This is a genomic window from Olsenella profusa, assembly GCF_016900315.1.
GTDB classification, from domain to species: Bacteria; Actinomycetota; Coriobacteriia; order Coriobacteriales; family Atopobiaceae; genus Thermophilibacter; species Thermophilibacter profusus_A.
The window spans coordinates 180,629-204,656 of the sequence record NZ_JACSNQ010000002.1 but is presented as its reverse complement, the minus strand read 5'-3'; the positions used below and the strand labels follow the sequence as shown (position 1 = coordinate 204,656).

At 68.1% G+C, this 24,028-nt stretch carries 16 protein-coding genes; 8 read left to right on the top strand and 8 right to left on the bottom strand.

Translation table 11 applies throughout. From position 1 onward, the window contains the following. The first annotated feature begins 2 nt into the window (after window positions 1-2). Window positions 3-3,545 carry an FtsX-like permease family protein gene (locus H9X80_RS02070; protein WP_204792696.1) on the top strand — a complete coding sequence of 1,181 codons (3,543 nt, stop codon included), beginning with the start codon at window positions 3-5 and terminating at the stop codon, window positions 3,543-3,545. Window positions 3,546-3,631: 86 nt separating this feature from the next. Here the strand turns inward: H9X80_RS02070 and H9X80_RS02065 are convergent, their stop codons facing one another. The 3 genes from H9X80_RS02065 to H9X80_RS02055 all read right to left on the bottom strand — a co-directional run bounded on the left by H9X80_RS02065 (window position 3,632) and on the right by H9X80_RS02055 (window position 6,025). Further along, complete coding sequence (locus tag H9X80_RS02065) at window positions 3,632-4,429, bottom strand: amino acid ABC transporter ATP-binding protein (protein ID WP_204792695.1); 798 nt, start codon at window positions 4,427-4,429, stop codon at window positions 3,632-3,634. Beyond that, a complete protein-coding gene (locus H9X80_RS02060) occupies window positions 4,422-5,081 on the bottom strand; it encodes an amino acid ABC transporter permease (RefSeq protein ID WP_239471443.1) in 660 nt (219 codons plus the stop codon). The genes H9X80_RS02065 and H9X80_RS02060 overlap by 8 nt, the downstream gene beginning before the upstream one ends. 68 nt (window positions 5,082-5,149) lie before the next feature. Continuing rightward, window positions 5,150-6,025, bottom strand: a complete 876-nt coding sequence (locus H9X80_RS02055; RefSeq protein WP_204792694.1) for a transporter substrate-binding domain-containing protein — start codon at window positions 6,023-6,025, stop codon at window positions 5,150-5,152. A 562-nt stretch (window positions 6,026-6,587) separates the two neighbouring features. On the opposite strand from H9X80_RS02055, the gene H9X80_RS02050 reads away from it, so the two are divergent. Continuing rightward, window positions 6,588-7,166, top strand: a complete 579-nt coding sequence (locus H9X80_RS02050) for a manganese efflux pump MntP family protein (protein WP_204792693.1) — start codon at window positions 6,588-6,590, stop codon at window positions 7,164-7,166. A 56-nt stretch (window positions 7,167-7,222) separates the two neighbouring features. Here H9X80_RS02050 and yihA read toward each other — a convergent pair whose 3' ends face one another. Beyond that, entirely contained in the window at window positions 7,223-7,810 is a 588-nt protein-coding gene (yihA, locus tag H9X80_RS02045; protein ID WP_204792692.1) for a ribosome biogenesis GTP-binding protein YihA/YsxC, read from the bottom strand. 413 nt (window positions 7,811-8,223) lie between these two features. On the opposite strand from yihA, the gene H9X80_RS02040 reads away from it, so the two are divergent. Continuing rightward, window positions 8,224-9,036: a fructosamine kinase family protein gene (locus H9X80_RS02040; protein ID WP_204792691.1), complete on the top strand. Its 813-nt coding sequence runs from the start codon at window positions 8,224-8,226 to the stop codon at window positions 9,034-9,036. 62 nt (window positions 9,037-9,098) lie between these two features. Here H9X80_RS02040 and H9X80_RS02035 read toward each other — a convergent pair whose 3' ends face one another. Further along, on the bottom strand, window positions 9,099-10,757 hold the full coding sequence (locus H9X80_RS02035) for an OPT/YSL family transporter (RefSeq protein ID WP_204792690.1): 1,659 nt from the start codon (window positions 10,755-10,757) through the stop codon (window positions 9,099-9,101). 101 nt (window positions 10,758-10,858) lie between these two features. On the opposite strand from H9X80_RS02035, the gene H9X80_RS02030 reads away from it, so the two are divergent. The 3 genes from H9X80_RS02030 (at window position 10,859) to H9X80_RS02020 (ending at window position 15,378) form a co-directional block, all read left to right on the top strand. Beyond that, a complete protein-coding gene (locus H9X80_RS02030; protein ID WP_204792689.1) occupies window positions 10,859-11,641 on the top strand; it encodes a type III pantothenate kinase in 783 nt (260 codons plus the stop codon). 18 nt (window positions 11,642-11,659) lie between these two features. Next, entirely contained in the window at window positions 11,660-12,691 is a 1,032-nt protein-coding gene (locus H9X80_RS02025; RefSeq protein ID WP_204792688.1) for a LacI family DNA-binding transcriptional regulator, read from the top strand. Between the two features lie 209 nt (window positions 12,692-12,900). Continuing rightward, the gene (locus H9X80_RS02020; protein ID WP_204792687.1) at window positions 12,901-15,378 is read left to right on the top strand and encodes a phosphoketolase; all 2,478 of its coding nucleotides are present in this window, start codon (window positions 12,901-12,903) and stop codon (window positions 15,376-15,378) included. A 287-nt stretch (window positions 15,379-15,665) separates the two neighbouring features. Here H9X80_RS02020 and H9X80_RS02015 read toward each other — a convergent pair whose 3' ends face one another. The 3 genes from H9X80_RS02015 to H9X80_RS02005 all read right to left on the bottom strand — a co-directional run bounded on the left by H9X80_RS02015 (window position 15,666) and on the right by H9X80_RS02005 (window position 17,618). Beyond that, window positions 15,666-16,646: a serine hydrolase gene (locus H9X80_RS02015; protein ID WP_204792686.1), complete on the bottom strand. Its 981-nt coding sequence runs from the start codon at window positions 16,644-16,646 to the stop codon at window positions 15,666-15,668. Window positions 16,647-16,718: 72 nt separating this feature from the next. After that, complete coding sequence (locus H9X80_RS02010; protein WP_204792685.1) at window positions 16,719-17,024, bottom strand: hypothetical protein; 306 nt, start codon at window positions 17,022-17,024, stop codon at window positions 16,719-16,721. A gap of 6 nt (window positions 17,025-17,030) precedes the next feature. Further along, entirely contained in the window at window positions 17,031-17,618 is a 588-nt protein-coding gene (locus H9X80_RS02005) for a hypothetical protein (protein WP_204792684.1), read from the bottom strand. Between the two features lie 580 nt (window positions 17,619-18,198). Between H9X80_RS02005 and H9X80_RS02000 the strand changes: the two genes are divergently transcribed. Further along, on the top strand, window positions 18,199-18,864 hold the full coding sequence (locus H9X80_RS02000; protein WP_342590849.1) for a TetR/AcrR family transcriptional regulator: 666 nt from the start codon (window positions 18,199-18,201) through the stop codon (window positions 18,862-18,864). Continuing rightward, window positions 18,865-23,568: a 2-hydroxyacyl-CoA dehydratase gene (locus tag H9X80_RS01995; protein ID WP_204792683.1), complete on the top strand. Its 4,704-nt coding sequence runs from the start codon at window positions 18,865-18,867 to the stop codon at window positions 23,566-23,568. Window positions 23,569-24,028: the final 460 nt, after the last annotated feature.

The window sequence follows — 24,028 nt, the reverse complement described above, 5'->3', positions numbered from 1 at the left end:
TGATGGCCCGGCGCACTGACACGGCAGGAAAGGCGGGCCGCGCCCGGCGCGGCGCGGCGAGAAGCGCCTTCTCCCAGGGCGTCCTGCGCACGGTGCGCGGGAGCCTCAAGCGCTTCCTGGCGCTGGCCACGATCACCGCGCTCGGCGTGACGATGCTCGTGGGCCTGCGCGCGGCCTGCGCCGATCTGCGCGCCTCGGCAGACGCCTTCTTTGACGAGCAGAACCTCCTTGACGTGCGGGTGCAGTCCACGCTGGGCCTCAGCGCGGAGGACGTCGACGCGCTGGCGGCGCTGCCGGGCGTGGAGGCCGCCGAGGGCGGCTGGTCCGAGACGGTCTACACCACGGTGGGCTCGGCCTCCGAGAAGGTCGACGTCAAGGCGCTCTCCCCGGACGGCATGAACGCGCCGGTGGTGCTTGAGGGCCACCTGCCCGAGCGCGACGACCAGATAGCGGTGACCAAGCGCTTCCTGGAGGATTCTGGGCTCTACGTGGGCGACACCGTGACATTCCACGGTGCGGACGACGACGCCGAGGACGCTACGGAGGTCTTCGAGCGCAAGGAGTACACGATCATCGCCGTGGTGCTTGACCCCATGGAGATCAACGCGGGCGAGGGCACGATGTCCTTCCGCTCGAGTGGCGGCTCGCAGTACAGCTTCTTCGTGCTGCCTGACTGCGTGGAGGACCCGGACACCTTCACGGTGGCCTACCTCAGCGTCGAGGGCGCGGACACCCCGCTGTGCTACTCGGTCGCGTACGAGGACGTCGTGGACGGGGTCTACCAGAGCGTCGAGGACGCGCGCTCCGAGCGCGAGCGGGCCCGCGGGGAGTCGCTGCGCGCCGACGCCACGGCCGAGGTGGACAAGGCGGAGGACGAGGCGCTCTCCGAGCTCGCCGACGCCCAGGCCCAGATCGACGACGGGCAGGCCGAGCTCGACAGCGGCCGGGCGGAGCTCTCCGAGCAGGAGGACGCGGCCCATCGCGAGCTCGCCGACGCCCAGGCGCAGATCGACGACGGCTACGCCCAGCTTGACGCGGCCCAGGCCGAGCTCGACGCCAGGAGGACCCAGGTGGAGGACGGCCTCGCGCAGATCGCGAGCGGGCTGGGGACCACGGTGGACGGCATCCCGTCGGCGCTCTCCTCCACGCACGACACGCTCGTCTCGTCCCGGGCGAGCCTTGAGACCACGGCGGCGATGATCTCCTCCCTCGCGGGCGGGGAGTGGCCGGCCGACGCCTGGGCGCAGATCAGCTCCGCCGCCACGCAGGCGGAGCGCGAGGCCGCGGCGGCCGTGGTGGACGGCTGGCTCTCCGGCTTCGTCTCCCAGGGCACCTCCGCCATCGACCAGATCATCAACCTTGTGAGCGCGCTTCCCGACGCCGAGCAGACCTGGGAGAGGCTTCCCGAGGAGGTCCGCCAGAAGATCGCGGCCATCATCGAGCAGCTGAGCCCCGAGCTCCAGCAGGCCATACACGAGGCGCTGAGCGTCGATACGGGCGCCGTGGTCTCCCAGCTCACGTCGCTTCGGGACATGCTCGCCCAGATGGGCGGGCTCGGCTCGGGCATGGCGCAGGTGGCGGCCGGGGAGGCGCAGCTCTCGGAGGCGCGGTCCGGCTACCAGACGCTCATCGACGCGCGCTCGCAGATCCAAGCGGGCCAGGACCAGATCGACGCCGGGCGCGCCGAGCTCGACGCCGGTGCCACGGAGCTCTCCGACCAGCGCTCAAGCGCGCTCGCGCAGATCGCCGACGGCTGGGACCAGCTTGAGAGCGGCCAGGCCGAGCTCGACGACGCCCGGGCCACCTACGAGTCCGAGCGCGCAGACGCGCTGGACCAGATCGCCGACGCCCGCGCCGAGGTGGAGGAGATCCCCGACGCCACCTGGTACGTGCAGGACCGCTCGAGCCTTGCGAGCTATGCCAGCGTGGACTCCGACGCCTCCTCCATCGAGGCCATCGGCACCGTGATCCCGGTGGTGTTCTTCGTGGTGGCGGTGCTCATCAGCCTCACCACCATGACGCGCATGGTGGAGGAGGAACGCGGGCTCATCGGCGTCTACAAGGCGCTCGGCTACGGCCGCGGCAAGATCCTCTCCAAGTACGCGCTCTACGCGCTGGCGGCCTGCCTCGCCGGCGGCGTCGTGGGCATCGTGCTCGGCTTTGTGGTGCTGCCGGCCATCATTTTCACGATCTTCTCGACCATGTACGCGCTGCCGGAGTTCCTCTACGGGTTCGACGCGGTGTGGGCGCTCGTCTCGGTGGCGCTCTTTGCCCTGGGCATCGTGGGCGCCTCGCTCGCCACCTGCTGGAAGGAGCTGCGCGAGTCCCCGGCCTCACTCATGCGCCCGAAGGCCCCCAAGGCCGGCTCGCGCATCTTCCTCGAGCACATCGGCCCCGTGTGGCGGCGGCTCGGCTTCCTCAACAAGGTCACGGCGCGCAATCTCTTCCGCTACAAGCGCCGCTTCCTCATGACGGTCTTTGGCATCGCGGGGTGCGTGGCGCTTCTGGTCACGGGCTTCGGCATCCGCGACACGGTGCTCTCCCTCTCCCCGCGCCAGTACGGCGAGCAGGGCGTGGTGGCCTACGACCTCATGGCCGTGACGGACGCCGACGACCTCGACGACGCGGCATCCGAGCTTGCCGCGGACGACGGCGTGGCGGACCTCGTGCGCGTCTACGTTGACAGCGTCACGCTGAGCTTCGGGGGTGACAAGGAGAGCGTGCAGCTCGTGGTGGTGCCGGACGGCGAGAGCCTCGAGGGCTGCGTGAACCTCGTGGACGACGCGGGCGAGAGACTTGCGCTGGGCGGGGACGTCCAGGTGGCCGTTACCAAGAACGCCGAGCAGGTCACGGGCCTTGGTGTGGGCGACGAGCTCTCCCTGCAGGACTCGACGCTCGCCGAGGGGACCACCTCGGCGGACGCCATCGTGCTCAACTACCTTGGCAACACGATCTTCATGACGCAGAGTGCCTACGAGGAGGCCTTTGGGCGCGAGCTCGAGCCCAACGGGCTTCTGGCCCACCTCACGGGCTCGGCGGACGAGCAGATCGAGCTCTCCGAGCGGCTCTCCCAGGACGGGCGCTGGCTCTCGGTGGTCTCCACGCAGAAGCTCGTGAACGACTTCTCCAGTGCGTTCACGCTCATCAACACCGTGGTCTACGTGGTCATCGTGCTGGCGGCGGCGCTCTCGTTCACGGTGGTGTTCACGCTGTCCAACACCAACATCTCGGAGCGCGAGCGCGAGCTCGCCACGATCAAGGTCCTGGGCTTCAGGGCGCCCGAGGTGCACCGCTACATCAACAAGGAGACGCTCATCCTCACGGGGATCGGCGTTGTGGTGGGCCTGCCGGTCGGCTACTTCCTGGCGCGCAGCCTCACGTGGATCCTGCGGATGCCGTCGCTCTACTTCGACGTGGTGGTGGACCCGGTGACGTACGTGATCTCGGCGGTGCTGGCCTTTGCGTTCACCCTGGTCGTGAACCTCATGACCAACCGCTCGCTCAACCGCATCGACATGGTCGGCGCCCTCAAGTCCGCCGAGTGAGAGAGACAGGGGAGACAGGGGGACGGGGGAGGTGTCTCACGTGTTCCAGTGAGACACCTCCCCCGTCCCCCCGTCTCACCCCCGCCTCAGGAGCGCTGGGCGAGAAACGCCTGGGTGCGGGTCTCGTGCGGGTGCTCGAGGACCTGCTCGGCGCTGCCCTGCTCTACGATGACGCCGCCGTCCATGAAGATCACGCGGTCGGCGACCTCGCGCGCGAAGGACATCTCGTGCGTGACCACGACCATCGTCATGTTCTCCGCCGCGAGCTCCTTGATGACGCGCAGCACCTCGGCGGTGAGCTCGGGGTCGAGTGCGCTCGTGGGCTCGTCGAAGTACATGATCTGCGGGTGGAGCGCAAGCGCGCGGGCGATGCTCGCGCGCTGCTGCTGGCCGCCGGAGAGCTGGCAGGGCACCTTGTCCTCGCAGCCCGCAAGCCCCATCTTGGCAAGCAGGGCCCGCGCCTCGCCCTCCACCTCGTTGCGGTCGCGCCTCTGGACGCAGACGGGCGCGTCCATCACGTTGCGCAGCACCGTGAAGTGCGGGAAGAGGTTGTAGTTCTGGAAGACCAGCCCAAAGCGCGAGCGGGCCTCCGCAAGCGTGCGCTTCTCGCCGTAGGAGCCGTCGCGCGCCACGACGAGCTCCCCGTAGGAGAGGTTGCCCGCATCCAGGCGCTCGAGCAGGGTGAGGCAGCGCAGCAGCGTGGACTTGCCGCCGCCCGAGGGGCCGATGACGGCCACGACCTCGCCGGGGCTCACGGCGAGCGAGATGTCACGCAGGACGGTGGCGTCGCCGAAGCTCTTGCGCGCGTGCTCGAGGGAGACGACGGGCCGCAGGTTCTTCTCGCCAGACGCGGCGCGTCCCTGGCCGCTCTCGTGGCTAGTCATGGTAGTAGCTCAGCTTTCTCTCGATGCGCCCGGCGACCGCGTCGACGAGCAGGTTGAAGACCCAGTAGAACGCCGCGGCGATGGCAAACGGCAGCATGGAGACCTGACTCGCCACGAGCTGCTTGGCGACGGTGAACATCTCGATGACGCCGATGGAGAACGCGAGCGAGGTGTCCTTGACCAGGGTGATGACCTCGTTGGTCATGGCGGGCATGATACGCTTGACGACCTGCGGCAGGACGATTCGGCAGAAGGTCTGCGCGCGCGAGTAGCCCAGGACCTCGGCCGCCTCGTGCTGGCCGCGGGGGATGGACTGGATGCCGGAGCGGTAGATTTCGGCGAAGTAGGCGGCGTAGTTGACGATGAAGGCCACGATCGTGGCGTACCACTTGCTGTCGGTGGTGAGGCCGATGCCGAAGACGTAGTACGGCACGAAGTAGATGGCGAACATCTGCAGCATGAGCGGGGTGCCGCGCATGACGGAGATGTAGAAGCGGGCAAGGAGGGCGAGCGGGCGGAAGCGGCTCATGCGCGCAAAGGCCACGAGCATTCCCAGCGGCAGCGACCCCACCAGTGTGAGGGCGAAGATCTGAAGGCTGACGAGAAAGCCCTCGCCAAGCATCCCGACCATGGTGAGTATGTCCACGCGCATTCCTTTCAGGGGTGTGGGTCAAAAGGGGGAACCCTTTTGACCCACAAGGAGGACCGATTGGCCTTTGGCTACTCGAGGCACCAGTTGTCGTAGGAGATGCCCTGGTCGGCGTACTTGCCGCAGAGCTCCTCGACGAAGCCGTCCGCGTCCATGGTGCGCAGCGTCTCGGTGACACGCTCGGCGGTGGCGTCGTCGCCCTTCTTGAAGCCGACGGCGTAGTGCTCAGTGGAAAGCTGCTCGTCGAGCTGCACGTAGGCGTCGGGGTTGGCGGCGAGCTGGTAGGCCGCGATCGAGAGGTCGCAGGCCACAGCGTCGACGGCGCCGGACTCGAGCTGCATGAAGGCGGTGTTGTAGTCGCCGATGGTCTGGGGCGCGCCGCCGGCGAAGGTGGCGGCGAGGTCGGCCTTGTCGCCCTCGAGGACGTCGAGCGCGGCCGAGTCAACCTGCGTGATGACGTTCTTGCCGGCGAGGTCGGCGAGGCTCGTGATGTCGGAGTCCGCCTTCACGACCACGACCTGGGCGTTCAGCATGTAGGGCTCGGAGAAGGTATAGTCGTCCTCGCGGCCCTCCACGGTGAAGCCGTTCCAGATGCAGTTGATTGCGCCGCTGTTGAGCAGCGTGTCCTTGGCGTCCCAGTCGACGGGCTCGAGCTGGACGCCCCAGCCGTTGCGGTTGGCCACCTCGGTGGCGAGGTCGAGGTCAAAGCCGGTGTACTCGCCGTCGTCGCCCACGTAGCCGTAGGGCGGGTAGGCCGAGTCAAAGCCCACGATGAGGGTGCCGGTGTCCACGGCGCCGGTGCCGTCGGGCGTGGCGGTCTCTCCGCCGTTGTCGGAGGTGCTGCCGCCCGAGTTGTTCTCGGTGCCGCCGCAGCCGGCGAGCGCGGTGACGGAGAACGCGGCCGCAGAGAGCGATGCGAGGACGAAGGACCTTCTGCTCATGTCCATGGTTGGGTTCCTTTCCCGAGGTTCTTCTCGCCGGGCGACAGGGGGTGCCGGCGTGCTTTACTTTGCTAAAGCGCACTGAAATATACGCTTTAGCGTGATGGAGTGCAAGGTGGGCGTCGGGCGGTTTTCAGGCTGGAAACAGTGGGGTGGGGCGGGCACGATTCGGGGGCACGCTGCGCAGCGCCGTAGGTTACGTACACTGCGCTGAGCTGCAGGTTACGTACACTATTGCAAAGTTGATGTTCTTATCGCCACCTCGTCTACCTGCGGAAACGTCGGACGGCTTGGCGAGAAGGACGACGAAAAGTGTACGTACCCTCAGCAGGGGTGTACGTACCCCAAACGAGGGTGTACGTACCCTCAGCGGGGGGCGCTGACGTGCATGTGGTATTATGTCGGCTCACGTACGAGGGAGTAGTGGCACGCCTGAGGGCGTGCGGCACGTCAACATGCTGGCCGTGCGGCCTGGCGCGCCTTAATCAACGAGACTCGCGACGAGGACCGAGGGGGTCCCTGTCGCGGGTCTTTTTGTTTGGCGCCGGGCCCGGCGGGGGAGGGCGACATGGGCTTTGTTGAGCTGCTGCTGGTGGCGGTGGGCGTCTCGATGGACGCCTGCGCGGTCTCGATCTGCCGGGGGCTCGGTATGCGCCGGCTCAACCTGCGGACGGCGGCGGTGCTGGCGCTGTTCTTTGGCGGGTTCCAGGCGCTCATGCCGCTCATCGGCTGGGCGCTGGGGAGCCAGTTCATGGGGCTCATCGCGCCGGTGGACCACTGGGTTGCCTTTGTGCTGCTGGCGTTCATCGGCGGCAAGATGCTCTGGGAGGCGCTGCACGACGACGAGGAGGAGTGCGACTGCGCGGACGCAAGCCGGATCGACCTGCGCGAGTTTCTGGTGCTGGCCGTTGCCACCTCGATCGACGCGCTGGCGGTGGGAATCTCGTTTGCCGCGCTCTCCGTGGACATTGTGCCGGCGGTGAGCCTGATCGGCCTCACGACCTTTGCGTTCTCGTTTGCGGGGGTGGCCGTGGGGCACTTCTTCGGCGCGCGCTTCGAGCGCCCGGCAAGCGTGGTCGGCGGCGTGGTGCTGGTGCTGCTTGGGCTGAAGATTCTGCTGGAGCACCTGGGCGTGCTGGCGCTGTAACGTATGTGGCCGACCGCTTGCCGTTCCGTCACGTGGGGCAGCCGGTCTGCGTCTGCCTACAGGCAGGCCTCGGCGATGCGGCGGCGCAGGTCTTCGATGCCTTGGCCCGTTTCCGACGAGGTGACCACGATTTGTTCGCGCTCGATGCCGAGCTGGCGCGCGATGGTGGCCGCCTGCTGGGCCTGCTTGGAGCGGCCGAGCTTGTCGGCCTTGGTGAGCGCCACCACAAAGGGGAGCTCGCTCTGGCGCAGGAACTCCACCATCTCGAGGTCGAGCTTCTGGGCGTCGTGGCGGATATCCACGAGTGCGATAACCAGGTTGAAGCTGCGCTCCTGGGCAAAGTAGCCGGAGATCAGGTCCGCCCAGCGCTGCTTCTCCTTCTGCGAGACCTTGGCAAAGCCGTAGCCGGGCAGGTCGACAAAACGTATGCCGTCGACCTCGAAGAAGTTGATGTTGGCGGTCTTGCCGGGCGTGCTCGAGACCTTGACGAGGTTCTTGCGGTTGAAGAGCTTGTTGAGCAGCGACGACTTGCCCACGTTGGAGCGGCCGGAGACGGCCACCTCGGGCGTGGTGGAGGGCGGGAGCTGGGCCACGGTGCCGTACGAGGCCTCGAAGCGCGCGGTCTGATAGTTGATGGAGGCCATGGGCGTCCTTTCGATGGGTCCGTGCTCTCTGCTGTCTTGCCATTGTACCTGCGTGCTGGGCTGCCTTGAAATAAGCCCACAACTGTGGCCTGTGGGTGTGTGATGCCGTTCGTGGGTCGCGGCAAATGCCCCCTGGATTTGCAATTTCGCAGTAAGTGTGACGTCAGGCCGTCTTGATTTGCAAAAAGGGCATAAGTGTGACGTGTTTTGGCGGGCGAGTCAGTAGTCGGCTCTCCGTCAACTGGGGTTTTGCGGAGCGGGCGCCTTCAATTTGGCCTGCGAGCCTAAAATGGCGTCACACTTACGGGCGAATTGCAAATTTCCGGGGCACCTCGTCACACTTATGGCGAAATTGCAAATGGATGCGGGGACAGGGAACAGGTGTGGAGGCAGGAAATGGGCATGGAGGCAGGATGGCTGAGACGTTTGTGAAGACGGCCGGATACGGCGACAACCTGCCCGGGGAGGCGGCCGCGCTGCGCTGGCTTGCCGAGGCTGAGCCGGCAGGCGGCATTCGCATCGTGCGCGTGCTGAGCGTAACCCAGGGGGAGCTCGTCGAGGAGCGCGTCTCGGAGGGCTCTCCCTCCGTGGCTGCCGCCCGGCGCATCGGCGCCGGGCTGGCCCGCATGCACGCGGCGGGAGCGCCGTGGTACGGCTGCGCGCCGACGGGCTGGACGGGCGACCCGTGGTGCGGGCGCGCCCGGACGCCCTACGTGGCGAGGGAGGACGCCGCGGACAGCTGGGGAGTCTTCTTCGCCGAGCACCGCGTCATGAACTACGTGCGCACACTCGTCGATCGCGGGGACTTTGGCCCCGATGAGCTGCATCTCTTTGAACGTGTTGCGTCGCGCCTGGCGGCAGGGGAGTTTGATGCTCCCCAGCCGGTCCTTGTCCGGGAATCCGGCGCGCCCTGCGCCCGTCTGCACGGCGACCTCTGGGCGGGCAACGTGCTCTGGGACGCCGACCCCGCCGCGCCGACCGGCGGCGTGCTCATCGACCCGATGGCCTACGGAGGCCACGCCGAGACCGACCTCGCCATGCTCGCGCTCTTTGGCTATCCTCACCTTGAGGAGGTCATCCGCGGCTACGATGAGGTCTCGCCGCTCGCGGACGGCTGGCGTGAGCGCGTGGGGCTTCACCAGCTGGCCCCGCTGCTGCTCCACTGTGTGCTCTTTGCGGGCTGGTACCTGCCCGAGGCCGTGTCGATGGCGCGCCGCTACGCGTGACGCGCGCGCCCGGCCCCAGCGCGGCCGGCCTGCACCCCTCGTCCGGCCGCGCCAAGCCCCGCCTACCCAGCCAGCCCGGACACCACCGACGCCAGCGCGATCACCACGCCCACGATCGACTCCCCGCCCAGCACGCCGGAGGCCACGACCACACCCTTCTCCTCGGCGTCGTCCACCTTGCGCGACCGGCAGACGCGGTCGTAGACCCACTTGACGCCCGCGCCGAGCGCGGCGGTGAGCGACATGTAGAACGGCAGATAGACACCTAGGCCAAACATCATGGCAGGCAGCCCGGCGCAGTAGAGCGCCACGCCGCCCACAAGCCCCACCACGAATCCCGGGACGCTCGGGATGCCGGAGACCATCGTGGCCACCACGCTTGCCTGTGCCGAGACGAACATCTGGCCGGGCCCGAAGGCGCCCGTGCCGTAGGCCGCCACGAGCGTGCAGAGCACGGCCACCGCCACCACGGTGCCGAGCAGCGCGCCGATGGCCTGCCCCACCCACATGGCGCGCGGGCTCGTGCCGATGATCGCACCGGTCTTGAAGTCGCTCATCACGTCGCCGGCAAGGCCGCACGCCACGGCCACCACGCCTGCCACGTAGAAGAGCTGCACCTGGCTCGCGTCGGAGAACGCCGCCACGGCCAGCAGCACGATGAGCCCGAAGATCTCCATCGGGTCGATGCCCGTCTGGCCCACCGACTGCGCGCTCATGATGGTGGTAACAAAGGCAAGCAGCACCACGACCACGGCCACCACCGGCCCCAGGCCAAGCCCGATGCACACGAGCAGCGCCGCGGCGGCAACCATGAGCGCAAGCGTCCCGCGCTCAAGGCGGCTCCAGCCGCCGGCCGCCTGGCCGCGCTCGCTATTGCCCTTCGCCTGCCTCCCGCGCAGCACGCGCGCCGCGTGCGGCAGGATGTCCTTGACCACCACGCCCACGCCGGAGCCCATCATGAGCCCCATGCCGAGGCTGGAGACGATGCCCTGCGCCGTGGCCACGTCCCAGAGGCCGGCCGCCGAGCCGCCCACGATGATGCCGAAGTTGCCCACGAGCGCGCCTACAAACCAGACCGCCACGGCAAAGCCGCCCACCAGAAAGCCCACGGAGAGCATCTGCGGGGAGTTGTAGATCGCAAAGCTCACGCCCGGGATCGGCAGCGCGCCGACCAGCGAGGGCATCCAGCCCAGCGCGTCGCGCGCCACGCACCACAGACCCGCCACGCCCATCGAGCCGAAGAGCCGTCGCCCGGTGACGCCGCCCGTCTTGGTTGCCATGAGGGTCTCCGCCGCGGCGGTGCCGATGGGGTACTCCAGGTCGGACTCGTCAACGAAGCGCCGGCGGATCGCCGCGGTGCACACGAGCCCCATGAGCGTGCCGGCAAGCGCCACGGCAAGCATCTCGACCCAGCTGACCTCGTCGGCAAGTCCGAGCATCCAGATGCCGGGGATGGTGAACGCGAGGCCGCCGGCCACCATGGAGCCGGCCGACATCACGATCTGCGTGACGTTGGCCTCGTTGAGGCTGCGACGCCCAAAGGCCCGCAGCAGGAACAGCGCGACGATTGAGGTAAAGATGGTGGGCCACGGCAGCGCGCCCATCTTGAGGGCGGTGTAGACCGAGGATGCCGTGATGATGACGCAGCCGACGCACCCGATGGCGATGCCCACGGGGCTCAGCTGCGCGCGCCACGAGGCGCGCGAGCCGGTGTTGCTCATAGGTTCTCCTTCGTATATCCGCTCCCCCTGGGCGGGGAGTCGGGTTACTGCGGACTGATACAGTATAGGGAAGTGCAGGACGCAGGAGCCCGGGAGGTCGCATGCGGGAGCGTGGCGAGAAGAACGTGCTGGCCGTGGACGTGGGAAACACCGCGACGCGCCTCGGGCTCTTCGTGGCCGGTGAGCTCGCGGGGACCTTCGAGCTCACCACGCCCGAGCGGGTGACCGCGGACGAGGTGCGCCTGCAGCTTACGCAGGCGCTCTCCGCGATGGGGGCGGGCTCGCCGCAGGACGCTGTCCTCGCGTGCGTGGTGCCCTCGCTCGCTGACGTCTGGCGCCGCGCCCTTGCCGTGAGCTGCCCGGGGCGGACCTTCGTGGTGGGCCCGGGCCTCAAGACCGGCGTGCGCATGCGCTACGACGACCCCTCCGAGGTGGGCGCCGATCGGGTGGCGGACGTGGTCGCCGCACGAGCGGACTACGGCGCGCCGGTCGTGGTCGTTGACCTGGGCACCACCACGAACTTCGAGGTCGTGGACGCGGACGGCGCCTTTGCGGGGGGCATCATCGCGCCCGGTGTGGCGCTCGGCGCCCGCGCGCTCGCCGCAGCGGCGGCGCGCCTCCCGATGATCGAGCTCCGCGCGCCCGCCGCCGTCATCGGCCGCAACACGCGCGACGCCATGCGCTCGGGCGTGGTGCTCGGCGAGGTGGCGCGCATCGACGGGCTGCTCGACGCCATAGCCGGCGAGCTTGGCGCGGAGACCCCCGTGGTGCTCACCGGCGACGGGGCGTCCGCGATGGCGGCGCTCATCCGCCACGAGGCGCACGTCGACGACACCCTCACCCTGCGCGGCCTCTGGCTGCTCTGGCAGGCAAACGCGCGGTAGCGCGGCGGGGAGGCGGACATGGCGGCCAAGGTCACGCTCAAGGACATCGCGCGCGAGGTGGGGCTCTCGCCGACGGCGGTCTCGCTCGTGCTCAACGACCGCCCCTGCAAGATCTCCGAGGAGAGCCGCCGCCGCATCAAGGAGGTGGCGCGCCGCAAGCGCTACGTGCCCAACCAGATCGCGCGCAGCCTCGTGACGCAGCGCTCCCAGACCATCGGCCTCGTGGTCCCCAACATCGAGAGCCGCTTCTTCTCGTCCCTCGCCCGGCGCCTGGAGCTCGGCTGCCGCGAGCGCGGATGCGCCCTGCTGATCACCAACTCCGACGACGCCCCCGGAAACGACGCCGAGCTCGTCCGCCTGCTCACCGCGCGCGGCGCGGACGGCCTCTTCGTGGTGGCCTCCGACGAGGCCTCGCCCGCCGACCACGGCCTGGCCGCCACGCTCTCGCAGATTCCCGTGCCCTACGTGATGGTGGACCGCGTGGTGGCGGGGCTCCCGTGCGACAAGGTCTCCTTCAACAACGAGCAGGGCGGCTACCTCGCGTGCCGCCACCTGCTGGAGGCCGGGCACCGCCGCGTGGCCTGCATCGTGAACATCGTCTCCCAGACCGGTCGCGAGCGCCTGTCCGGGTACCTCCGGGCGCTGCGCGAGTTCGGCGTGGAGCCCGACCCTGACCTCGTGCTCACGAGCGCCTACTACATCGAGGACGCCTACGAGGCCTCAAAGGCGCTCTTCTCCACGGACGCCACGGCGGTCTTTGCCAGCAGCGACAACATCGCGCTCGGCCTGCTCAAGCGCCTCTACGCGCGCGGCCTGCGCGTGCCGCGGGACGTCTCGGTGGTGAGCTATGACAACTCGGCCGCCGACGTGCTCTTCGAGCCCACGCTCACCTCCATAGAGCAGAACGTGTCCGAGCTCGCGGACGCGGCCCTCGACCTGCTGTTCCGCCGGCTCGACGAGGAAAGCGCCGGTGAGCTCGGGGCGCCCGAGGAGCGCGTCCTCGAGCCCCGGCTCGTCGCGGGCGAAAGCGTCCGGCAGCTCTCTGCGTGACCCGGCCCGGGGTGCACCCTTCCGCACGGCGAGAAGTACCTCCAGCCCCGGGTTCTTCTCGCCGGGGCGTGTTAGAGAGCCGTAAGAGTATCCGCAAATCGTCCGGAGTCAAGGATTCTCGTGTAAGTAAATCGTTTTACCCCATATACTGCAACCTGTCTGAAACGTAGGGAGCGCCCGGCGAGAAGGGCGCGAAGAAGGGAGTAGGCATGGCACAGCCCACCATTGGCACCCCGTGGCAGAAGCTCGACGGGCCCGTCTCGGAGGAGGAGCTCAAGGGCGTCGACCGCTACTGGCGCGCGGCGAACTACCTCTCCGTCGGCCAGATCTACCTGCGTAGCAACCCGCTCATGCGCGACGGGTTCTCTCGCGAGGACGTCAAGCACCGTCTCGTGGGCCACTGGGGCACCACGCCGGGCATCAACTTCCTCTTCGGCCACGTGAACCGCCTCATCGCCGACCACAACCAGAACACCATCTTCCTGATGGGCCCTGGTCACGGCGGCCCGGCCGGCACCGCGCAGTCCCTGCTCGACGGCACCTACCGTGAGATTCGCCCGGACATCACCGATGACGAGGCCGGCCTCCAGAAGTTCTTCCGCCAGTTCTCCTACCCCGGCGGCATCCCCAGCCACTACGCGCCCGAGACCCCCGGCTCCATCCACGAGGGCGGCGAGCTCGGCTACACCCTCTCCCACGCCTACGGCGCCGTGCTCGACAACCCGAGCCTGCTGGCCGTGGCCGTGGTGGGCGACGGCGAGGCCGAGACCGGCCCGCTTGCCACCTCCTGGCAGACCAACAAGTTCATGGACCCGCTGACCGACGGCATCGTGCTGCCGATCCTGCACCTCAACGGCTACAAGATCGCCAACCCCACGATCCTGGCCCGCATCTCCGACGGCGAGCGCGACGAGTTCTTCCGCGGCATGGGCTACCACCCGTACAACTTTGTCGCCGGCTTTGACGAGGAGGACCACTCCTCCATCCACCGTCGCTTCGCGGCGCTGCTCGAGGCTGTCTTCGACGAGATCTGCGACATCAAGCGTCGCGCCGCTGCCGGCGAGGCCTCCCGCCCGTTCTACCCGATGATCATCTTCCGCACCCCCAAGGGCTGGACCTGCCCGAAGGAGATCGATGGCAAGAAGACCGAGGGCTCCTGGCGTGCCCACCAGGTGCCGCTGGCGTCCGCCCGTGACACCGAGGCCCACTTCCAGGTCCTGAAGGGCTGGCTCGAGTCCTACAAGCCCGAGGAGCTCTTCGACGAGAAGGGCGCCATCCGTCCCGAGGTCAACGACTGGATGCCCAAGGGCGAGCTGCGCATTGGCGCCAACCCCAACGCCAACGGCGGCAAGCTCCGCACCCCGCTCGAGCTGCCCGACACCCGCAAGTACGAGGTGCCGGTGGCCGAGAAGGGCCACGGCTTCGGTGCCACCGAGGCCACCCGCGTGCTGGGCGAGTACACCGCCGAGCTCATCAACAACAACCGCGACAAGTTCCGCATCTTCGGCCCGGACGAGACGGCCTCCAACCGTCTCCAGCCGTCCTACCAGGTGACGGACAAGCAGTGGTTCGGCGGCGGCGTGTACGACGACCCCGCCAACGACGAGCACCTCTCGCCCGTGGGCAACATCATCGAGCAGCTCTCCGAGCACCAGTGCGAGGGCCTGCTCGAGGGCTATATCCTCACCGGCCGCAACGGCCTCTGGAGCTCCTACGAGTCCTTCGTGCACATCGTCGACTCCATGGTCAACCAGCACTGCAAGTGGCTCGAGGCCACCGTGCGCCACATCGACTGGCGCGCCCCGATCTCCGGCCTCAACATGCTGCTCTCCAGCCACGTCTGGCGTCAGGACCACAACGGCTTCTCCCACCAGGACCCGGGCTTCGTTGACGTGCTCCTCAACAAGTGCTTCAACAACGACCACGTGGTGAACATCTACTACCCGGCCGACGCCAACCTGCTGCTGGCCGTGGCCGAGCGTGCCTACACGTCCACCAACTGCGTGAACGCGATCTTTGCCGGCAAGCAGCCCGCACCGACGTGGGTGACCCTCGACGAGGCCCGCGCCGAGCTCGAGGTGGGCGTCGCCGAGTGGAAGTGGGCGTCCAACACCGCCGAGGGCGAGGAGCCGGACATCGTGCTCGCCTGCTGCGGCGACGTGCCGACCGGCGAGGCCATGGCCGCGCTTGACCTGCTCGACAAGCTCGGTGTGAAGGTGCGCCTGGTCAACGTGCTCGACCTCCTCAAGATCCAGAACGCCTCCGAGAACGACGAGGCCATCTCCGACGAGAAGTTCGTGGAGCTGTTCACGGCCGACAAGCCCGTGCTCTTTGCCTTCCACGCGTACCCCGGCACGATTCACCGCCTCATCTGGGACCGTCCGAACCACGACAACTTCAACGTCCACGGCTACAAGGAGCAGGGCTCCACGACCACGCCGTACGACATGGTTCGCCTGAACGACATGGACCGCTGGGCCCTTGCCGCCGACGCCCTGCGCATGCTCGACGCCGAGAAGTGGGCCGACCAGATCGACGAGTGGGAGAAGTTCCGCGTCGAGGCCTTCCAGTTCGCCGTCGACAACGGCTACGACCACCCGGCCTTCACCGACTGGAAGTGGCGTGACGCCTCCGACGCCGGCGAGGACATCTCCGCCACGCAGATGACCGCGGGCGACAACGAGTAAGTAGCGCTCGCCTCATACGCACCTGAAGGGCCGCCCGCCCTTCTCGCCGACTCACTGCGCTGCGCGCAGAAGTCGTCGGCCGAGAAGGGCGGGCGGCCCGCGTCGTATGTGCCGAAGGTCGCGGCAGCGAAGAGGGCCGCCTCTGGCGAGAAGTGCGGGCGATTGGGTGCCCCGGCATCAAACATGCCACCCAATCGCGCGGGCTTTGCGCCGCGGGGCGCCGAGGGAGATGCGCGGGTTTTGCGCTGCGGGGCCGTACGTGCCAGGGTCGTGCGTGCCGGGGTCGTCTACTGCGGCGACCCGCCCCCGCACATCACGTGGTGTGCCGCGTCGAGCGCGTCGATGAGCGGCGTGAGGCCGTCGAGGTTGGCGCTCATGTCCGTCATCACCGCAAAGACGTACGGCCCGCTCTCCGAGAAGACCACGCCCGCGTCGTTGGTGGCCACGAGCTCGCCGTTGTCGGGAAACCACCCTGGCTTGGCCCACACCTCGCACTCGTCGCGCAGGAGCGCCCCCGCCGGCGTGTAGTTGGTGCGCGCGAGGTAGCCGGCCAGCTCGGCGCCGCCCGCCTCGCCAGACGTCCCAAAGCGGTAGATCTCCTGCCAGCACGCGGCCAGCTCGCCTGCGGAGATGTCGGGGTAGTACCAGATGGAGCCGTCGTAGGCCGCCTCCGTCGCGCCGTGCGCGCCCAGCCACGCGCCAAACGCCGGCATCCCGTACGCCCTGATGAGCGCCTCGTAGTCCTCGTTGGACGAGTTCACGAGGCAGCGCTCCATCACGTCCGCCATCCCGCCCGAGCCGCCGCTCGTCTCGCACACCATCGCGCAGTAGAGGGCCTTGATGGAGCTGGCCGGATAGAGCCGCTCGTCGGCATTGTAGGAGATGCTTCGGCCCGTCGTGAGGTCGCGCATCACCACGCCGACCGTGTGGCCCGACCCGACGATTGCAGCTATCTCGGCGTCGACCCGCGCAAACGCCTCCGTGGCGAGAAACCCCTCGGGTGCGGTGACGCTCACGCCGCTCTCGGACGTGGCGGAAACGACGGGCGCGTCGGCCAGGAGCTCCGCCTCGGTGGGCTCCGGCGCGGGCTCCGGTTCCGGCTCGGCCGCCGGCTCTGCTACGGGGTCGGTGATCTTCATCGGCTCTGGCTCCGCAACGTCCGCGTCCCGCGCCCGCCCGTCGGGCGCAACGCCCCGCCACACGGCAAACGCCCCTCCCGCCACCACGGCGAGAAGAACCACCGACACCACAACGACGCGTGCCCTCATGGCAACCTCCCCACGACGGCTCCATTCTGCCACGTGGGAGCGCGCAGTCGCACGGTCTTCTCGCCAGACGCGCTATCCCACGTAGCCGGGGATGGTCGTCTCCTCGCTGAGCTGGGACTCCGTACTGCCCCCACACATGGCCCCGTGCGCCGCGTTGAGACTGTCGAGCAGTGGCAGCAGTCCCGGCAGGTCGCCGTTGAGGTCGGTCATGACGGCGACCACGTACGGCCCGCAGTCGGAGAAGACCACGCCTGCGTCGTTCGTGCTGGTGATGTCGTTGCTGTCCTGGAAGTACCAGCCCGGCCTGCTCCACACCTCGTACTCGTCGCGCAGCAGGCCGCCGAGCACGGAGTAGTTGGTCTGCGAGAGGCTGTCCACCAGCTCCTACGCGCCCGCCTCCCCCGAGGTGCCGAAGCGATAGATCTCCTCCCAGACGGTCTCGAGCTCGGCTGCGGAGATCATGGGGTAGCTGTGGCTGTCGCCGGTCCTCGAGCTCTGCGCCGCGCCGTGCGCGCCGACCTCGTCGAGCCAACTGGCAAACGAGTCGAGTCCAAAGGCAAGGATGAGCGAATCGTAGGCGTCGTTTGAGGAGTTGACCAGGCAGTTCTGCATCGCAGAGGGATACTGGCCCGAACCGCCGTAGGTCTCGCAGACCATCGCGCAGTACGCCGCCTTCGCGCAGCTTGAGGGGTAGCGCGCCACGTCGTCGTTGTACGAGAGGGTATTTCCGGTCTGGACGTCTACGAGGGTGAAGCTCACGCTCAGCCCCTCTGCCTCGAGCGTTGCCACCTCATCCTCAAGCTGCGCGAGCGCGTCCGACGAGAAGAACGAGTTTGGGGCCGTGGCAGCTATGCCCGACTCGGTGCTCTGCGCGACGATCTCGTTGGGGTCTACCTGGACCTCTTCCACGGCAGGCTCGACCGGCGCGGGAGCGGCGAGGTGCGTGAGCGCCACCGCGGCCAGCGCTATCACGAGCGCGCCCGCAAGCAGCAGCGCTGGGAGAGGAGGCAGGCGTCGGGAAGACCTGGGCCGGCGACCGCGAAGGTACATTGCTCTCTGCGGGGCTGGGTGGGTGTGGCGCTGCGTGGGCCGTGAGGCAGGGCGAGAAGGACGCGGGGTCGGCTGCGCATCGCGTGTGCGCGGCGTGGGATGGCGAGACGTCTGGGACACGCGCGCCGGCGCACTCCTGCGCGCCTGGGGCGTGCGGGGCGTGCCGTAGCGGCTGGGGTCGCGTGGTGTGGGCCGGCGCCGGCCGCGCGCACCCGGTTCGTGGTCCTTCTCGTCCATCGGTTCTCCCGTGCAGCTTGCTGAACGCTTGCCTATTATCCAACCACGTAAACAGAGGTTACTAGGTGATTTCACTGTTTAGAAACTGTGACGGGAGACGTCGGATCCGGAGTGCTCTCGGCCCGTTGCCGCTCCGTGAAGAACTTGTGCCGAGCGCATCCGTGTCAGGTTTCTGCACAGGTTGTGCAATACTACGCAGGCTGTGAAGAAACGGGGCAAGATGCCCCGGACACGACGAAAGGCACCGCGCCACATGCAGGAATGCGTGCTCAGCACCGACCGCCGGAGCGTGCGCACCAGACGCGCCCTGCGCCAGGCCCTCGCGGAGGAGATATGCTCCACCGGGGACCTCTCCCGCGTCACCGTCACGGCGGTGACCGAGCGCGCCGGCGTCACCCGGCGCACGTTCTACTCCCACTTCCGTGACATCCCCGACCTCGTGAACCAGATCGAGGAGGAGACGCTCTCCGAGCTGCGCGCCCCGCTCGCGCGCCTGGCGGCGTGCCACCTCGACGACCTGCGCCGCGCGCTCGACCACGGCGACCCGGCCCCGGGCGCCCCCGAGCTGCTCTCGGCGGTCCGCGAGCGCCGCGACTACCTGCGCGCGCTTCTCGGCAACGGGGGAGACCCGGCCTTTGCCGAGCGCATCAAGGCGCTCGCCCACGAGGTCATCGGAATGCGCGCGCTCGACGGGCTCGACCTGCGCGCGCTCGGCCCCTTCTTTGACTACTACCTCACCTTCGCGATCTCCGCCGAAGTGGGCGTGCTGCTGCGCTGGCTCGAGTCGGGCTGCCGCGAGAGCGTGCCCACGATGGCGCGCCTCATGACGGCCCTCATGTTCGTGCGCCCCGGCGACCTCTATGACAACCCCATCGATCTCGACATCCCGAGCTTTGCCCTGGCTGCCATGTGCTCCGAGGAGGAAAACTAGATGACCGACAAGACCGCCGCTTCCATCCAGGCCGAGAAGGACGCCCGCAAGGCCCTGGAGCTCACCCAGGACGGCGCCGAGCTCTCCCCGGCGCACCGCACGGACTTCAGCCACGCGCACCTGCGCCTGGGCATCGACGTGGGGTCCACCACCGTCAAGCTCGCCGTCATCGACGACAACGACAACCTCGTCTACGCCAACTACGAGCGCCACCACACCGACATCCGCGCCACGGCCAAGGAGCTTTTCGCCCGCGCGCGCAAGGTGATCGGCTCCGCCCCGATGCGCGTCTCCATCACCGGCTCGGGCGGCATGCTGCTCGCCAGCTGGCTCGACCTCGAGTTCGTGCAGGAGGTCATCGCCTCCAAGCGCGCCGTGGAGACCCTCATCCCGCAGACCGACTGCGCCATCGAGCTCGGCGGCGAGGACGCCAAGATCATCTACTTCGACAACGGCATCGAGCAGCGCATGAACGGCACCTGCGCCGGCGGCACGGGCGCCTTCATCGACCAGATGGCGAGCCTGCTGCACACCGACGCCGCCGGCCTCAACGAGCTCGCCAAGGGCTCCACGCAGATCCACCCGATCGCCAGCCGCTGTGGCGTCTTTGCCAAGTCCGACGTCCAGCCGCTGCTCAACGAGGGCGCCCGCCCGGAGGACATCGCCGCCTCCATCTTCCAGGCCGTTGCCAACCAGACCGTCTCGGGCCTCGCGTGCGGCCACCCCATCCGCGGCCACGTGGCGTTTCTCGGCGGCCCGCTCCAGTACCTCTCGGAGCTCCGCAAGCGCTTCTACCTCACGCTCAACCTCGACGACGAGCACATCATCGTGCCGGAGAATGCCCACCTCTTTGTGGCCACCGGCGCGGCGCTCGCCGGCGAGTCCGACAAGTACGTCACCTTCGACGAGGTCATCGCCGCGCTCGAGGGCCTGCACGACGTCCAGGGCTCCGAGGTCGAGCGCCTCGACCCGCTCTTCGAGACCGAGGAGGACTACCGGGAGTTCAAGGAGCGCCACGACGCCCAGGTGGTGCCCAAGGGCGAGCTCGCGAGCTACCACGGGCGCGTGTTCATCGGCATCGACGCCGGCTCCACCACGATGAAGGCGGCCGTGGTCGGCGAGGGCGGCGAGCTGCTCTACACCTGGTACGGCAACAACAACGGCGACGTCCTCGGCACCGCCCGCACCATCATGGACGACATCTACGACAAGATGCCCTCCGACTGCGTGATCGGCCACGTGACCACCACCGGCTACGGCGAGCAGATCCTCATCGAGGCCCTGCGCGCCGACTCCGGCGAGATCGAGACCGTCGCCCACCTGCGCGGCGCCAAGGCCTTCGTCCCGGACGTCGAGTTCATCCTGGACATCGGCGGCCAGGACATGAAGTGCCTCCAGGTCAAGGACGGCGTCATCGAGCACATCATGCTCAACGAGGCGTGCTCCTCGGGCTGCGGCTCCTTCATCGAGAGTTTCGCGGTGTCCATGAACATGTCCGTGCAGGAGTTCGCGGCCGCGGCCGTGGGCGCCAAGAGCCCGGTGGACCTGGGCTCGCGCTGCACCGTCTTCATGAACTCCCGCGTCAAGCAGGCGCAGAAGGAGGGCGCCACCATCGGCGACGTGGCGGCGGGCCTGTCCTACTCCGTCATCAAGAACGCCCTCTTCAAGGTCATCAAGCTGCGCGACTTCGACGAGATCGGCAAGTACTGCGTGGTCCAGGGCGGCACCTTCATGTCCGACGCCACCCTGCGCGCCTTCGAGCTGCTCACCGGTCGTGACGTCATCCGCCCGGACATCGCCGGCACGATGGGCGCCTACGGCGCGGCCCTTCTCGCCCGCGACCGCGCCGGCGCCTACGGCACCTCCACGCTGCTCAGCCGCGAGGAGATCGACAACCTCCAGGTCAAGCACACCAATGTCCACTGCGGGCGCTGCTCCAACAACTGCCTGCTCACGATCAACGACTTCGGCGGCGGCCGTCGCTTCATCACGGGCAACCGCTGCGAGAAGGGCGCGGGCGGCTCCAAGGCCAAGAAGAACGACGCCCCCAACCTCTTCGAGTTCAAGAACAAGCTGCTCTTCGACCGCCCGGTGCTGGACCCCAACGAGGCCCCGCGCGGCACGGTGGGCATCCCGCGCGCGCTCAACATGTACGAGAACTACCCGTTCTGGCACGCGTTCTTCACCAAGCTGGGCTTCTCGGTGGTGCTCTCCGACCAGACCTCGGCCAAGACCTACGACGCCGGCATCGAGTCGATGCCGTCCGAGAGCGTGTGCTACCCGGCCAAGCTCTCCCACGGCCACGTCATGAACCTCATCGAGAAGGACCCTGACTTCATCTGGATGCCCTGCATCCGCTGGGAGCGCCAGGAGGACGACGGCGCCACCAACCACTACAACTGCCCGATCGTCATGAGCTACCCGCAGGCCCTGGGCCTGAACGTCGACGAGCTCGGCCAGGGCTCCAAGGTCGAGTACCTCTCGCCGTTCATTCCGTACGACAAGAAGAAGGAGCTCAAGCGCCGCCTCTACGAGATCATCTCCGAGCAGCGCGAGAAGGACGCCGCCGAGGGGCGCGGCCGCGTGCGCGGCGAGCACATCACCCGCAGGGAGATCGACGAGGCGGTCAACGCCGCCTGGGAGGCCGACCTCCAGTTCAAGGACGCCATGCACCGCGCCGGCGACGAGGCCCTGCGCTGGATCGAGGAGCACGATGCCCACGGCATCGTGCTCGCCGGCCGCCCCTACCACAACGACCCCGAGATCAACCACGCCATTCCGTCGCTGGTGCACTCCTTCGGCTTTGCCGTGCTGACCGAGGACTCCGTGGCCTACAAGATGAAGCCGGAGCGCCCGATCCGCGTGATCGACCAGTGGATGTTCCACAGTCGCCTCTACCGCGCGGCGCGCTTCGTGGCCTCCCGCAACGACCTCGACCTCATCCAGCTCTTCTCGTTTGGCTGCGGACTTGACGCCCTGACCACCGACCAGGTGCAGGAGATCCTCGAGGCTTCCGGCAAGATCTACACCGTCCTCAAGATCGACCAGGTCTCCAACCTCGGCGCGGCGCGCATCCGCATCCGCTCGCTCATGGCTGCCCTCTCCGAGCAGCGCGAGGAGCTGCGCCGCGAGGCCAGCCGCGGCGAGATCCGCGAGGTCGAGCCCGTGGGCGTCCACCGGGCCGACGGCTCGCTCGAGCACGCCCGCTCCACGCAGGAGGGCCGCGTGCCCGTCTACCGTGAGGCCGCCAGCGCCGCATTCCCCAAGGTCCGCTACACCGAGGACATGCAGAAGGCCGGCTACACCATCCTCGTGCCACAAATGGCGCCGATCCACTTCGAGCTTCTCGAGGAGCTGCTCAAGAGCGCCGGCTACAACGTGGTGCTGCTGCCCTCCGTGGACCAGGGCGCCGTGGAGGCGGGCCTCAAGTACGTCAACAACGACATCTGCTACCCGTCCATCCTCGTCACCGGCCAGATCATGGAGGCGGTGCTCTCCGGCAAGTACGACCTCTCCCGCCTGGCCGTGATCATTACACAGACGGGCGGCGGCTGCCGTGCCACCAACTACATCGCCCTCATTCGCAAGGCCCTCAAGGACTCCGGCCACCCCGACATCCCGGTGATCTCGCTCACCGCGGCCTCCGGCCTTGACGAGAAGAACCCCGGCTTCAACATCTTCAAGCAGCCGGGCGTGCTCCTCAAGGCGGTGAACGCCCTGCTCTATGGCGACCTCATCATGCAGCTGCTCTACCGCTGCCGCCCCTACGAGGCCGAGCCGGGCGCCGCGGACGCGCTCTACGACCGCATGATGGCCGAGGCCAAGGGCGTCATCGTGGCCGGCGGCACCCGTCGCTTCCACGAGCTCTGCCAGCGCACCATCGACGCCTTCGAGGCGCTGCCCCTGGTGAATGACCGCTCCAAGCCGCGCGTGGGCGTGGTCGGCGAGATTCTCGTGAAGTTCCACCCCACCGCCAACAACCAGGTGGTCAAGGTCATCGAGCAGGAGGGCTGCGAGGCCAACGTGCCCGGGCTCGTGGACTTCTTCCTCTTTGGCATGACCAACGCCATCAACACCAACAAGGAGCTCGGCACCAAGGCCACGAGCCGCGCCTCGCACATGGCGGGCATCAAGCTCATCGAAGGCATGCGCGAGCCCATCAACAAGATGCTTGAGAAGACCACGCGCTTCGAGCCCTATCCGGACATCTTCGAGCTGGCGCACAAGGCCGAGCAGGTGCTGTCCCTGTGCAACACGATGGGCGAGGGCTGGCTGCTCACGGCCGAGATGTGCGACCTTATCGAGACCGGCACGCCCAACATCGTGTGCTGCTCGCCGTTTGCCTGCCTGCCCAACCACGTGGTCGGCAAGTCGGTGATCAAGCGCCTGCGCCAGATGCACCCGGAGAGCAACATCGTGGCCGTTGACTACGACCCCGGCGCCTCCGAGGTCAACCAGCTCAACCGCATCAAGCTCATGATCTCCGTGGCCAAGGAGAACTACCGCAACAACCGCGAGGGCGGCTTCCATCTGGAGAACCCGGACGACCCGGTGACGCACGACGCCGTGGCGCCCTACACCGGCAGCAACCGCTTCGAGGACAGCATCGTGAACGAGCGCGGCGGGCACGGTCACCAGATCCACCTGACCGAGGATCAGCTCGCCCAGATCGAGGCCGCCAAGCGCAAGGCCGGCGTGAAGTAGCGAGGCGAGCGGCTTGGCCGGCCGCGCGGCTAGCGGCTCGGCCACAGGGGCCCGCGCACGGGGACGACCCGGGCGCGGGCCCTTTGCTGTGGGGCTTACTGCTGCAGGTTCTTCTCGCCGGGCGCACCAGCGTCTCGTACCGCGCGCCAGGTGCACCCCCGCCCCGTACCGTGCGCCAAGTGCACTGCCCCATTCGTTAAGTGCACTCACACCCGGGTGCACTTAACGTGTTTGACCGCGATTTCGGTGCACTTGAGGCGTTTATCGCCTCCCGGCCGGTGCACTTGACGAGTGCACTTGCGGAGTGCACCGAAGCATGGCCTGCGTATCGCCTTCCGGTGAGAAGAGCCCAGGAAAGAAGAACCCCGGCGAGAAGAACTTGCCGAGAAGAACTTGCTGCTGCGGATGGGGCGGCGCCGTGCGGGTTCTTCTCGCCGGGTGGGCGCTATTATCTGTCCCG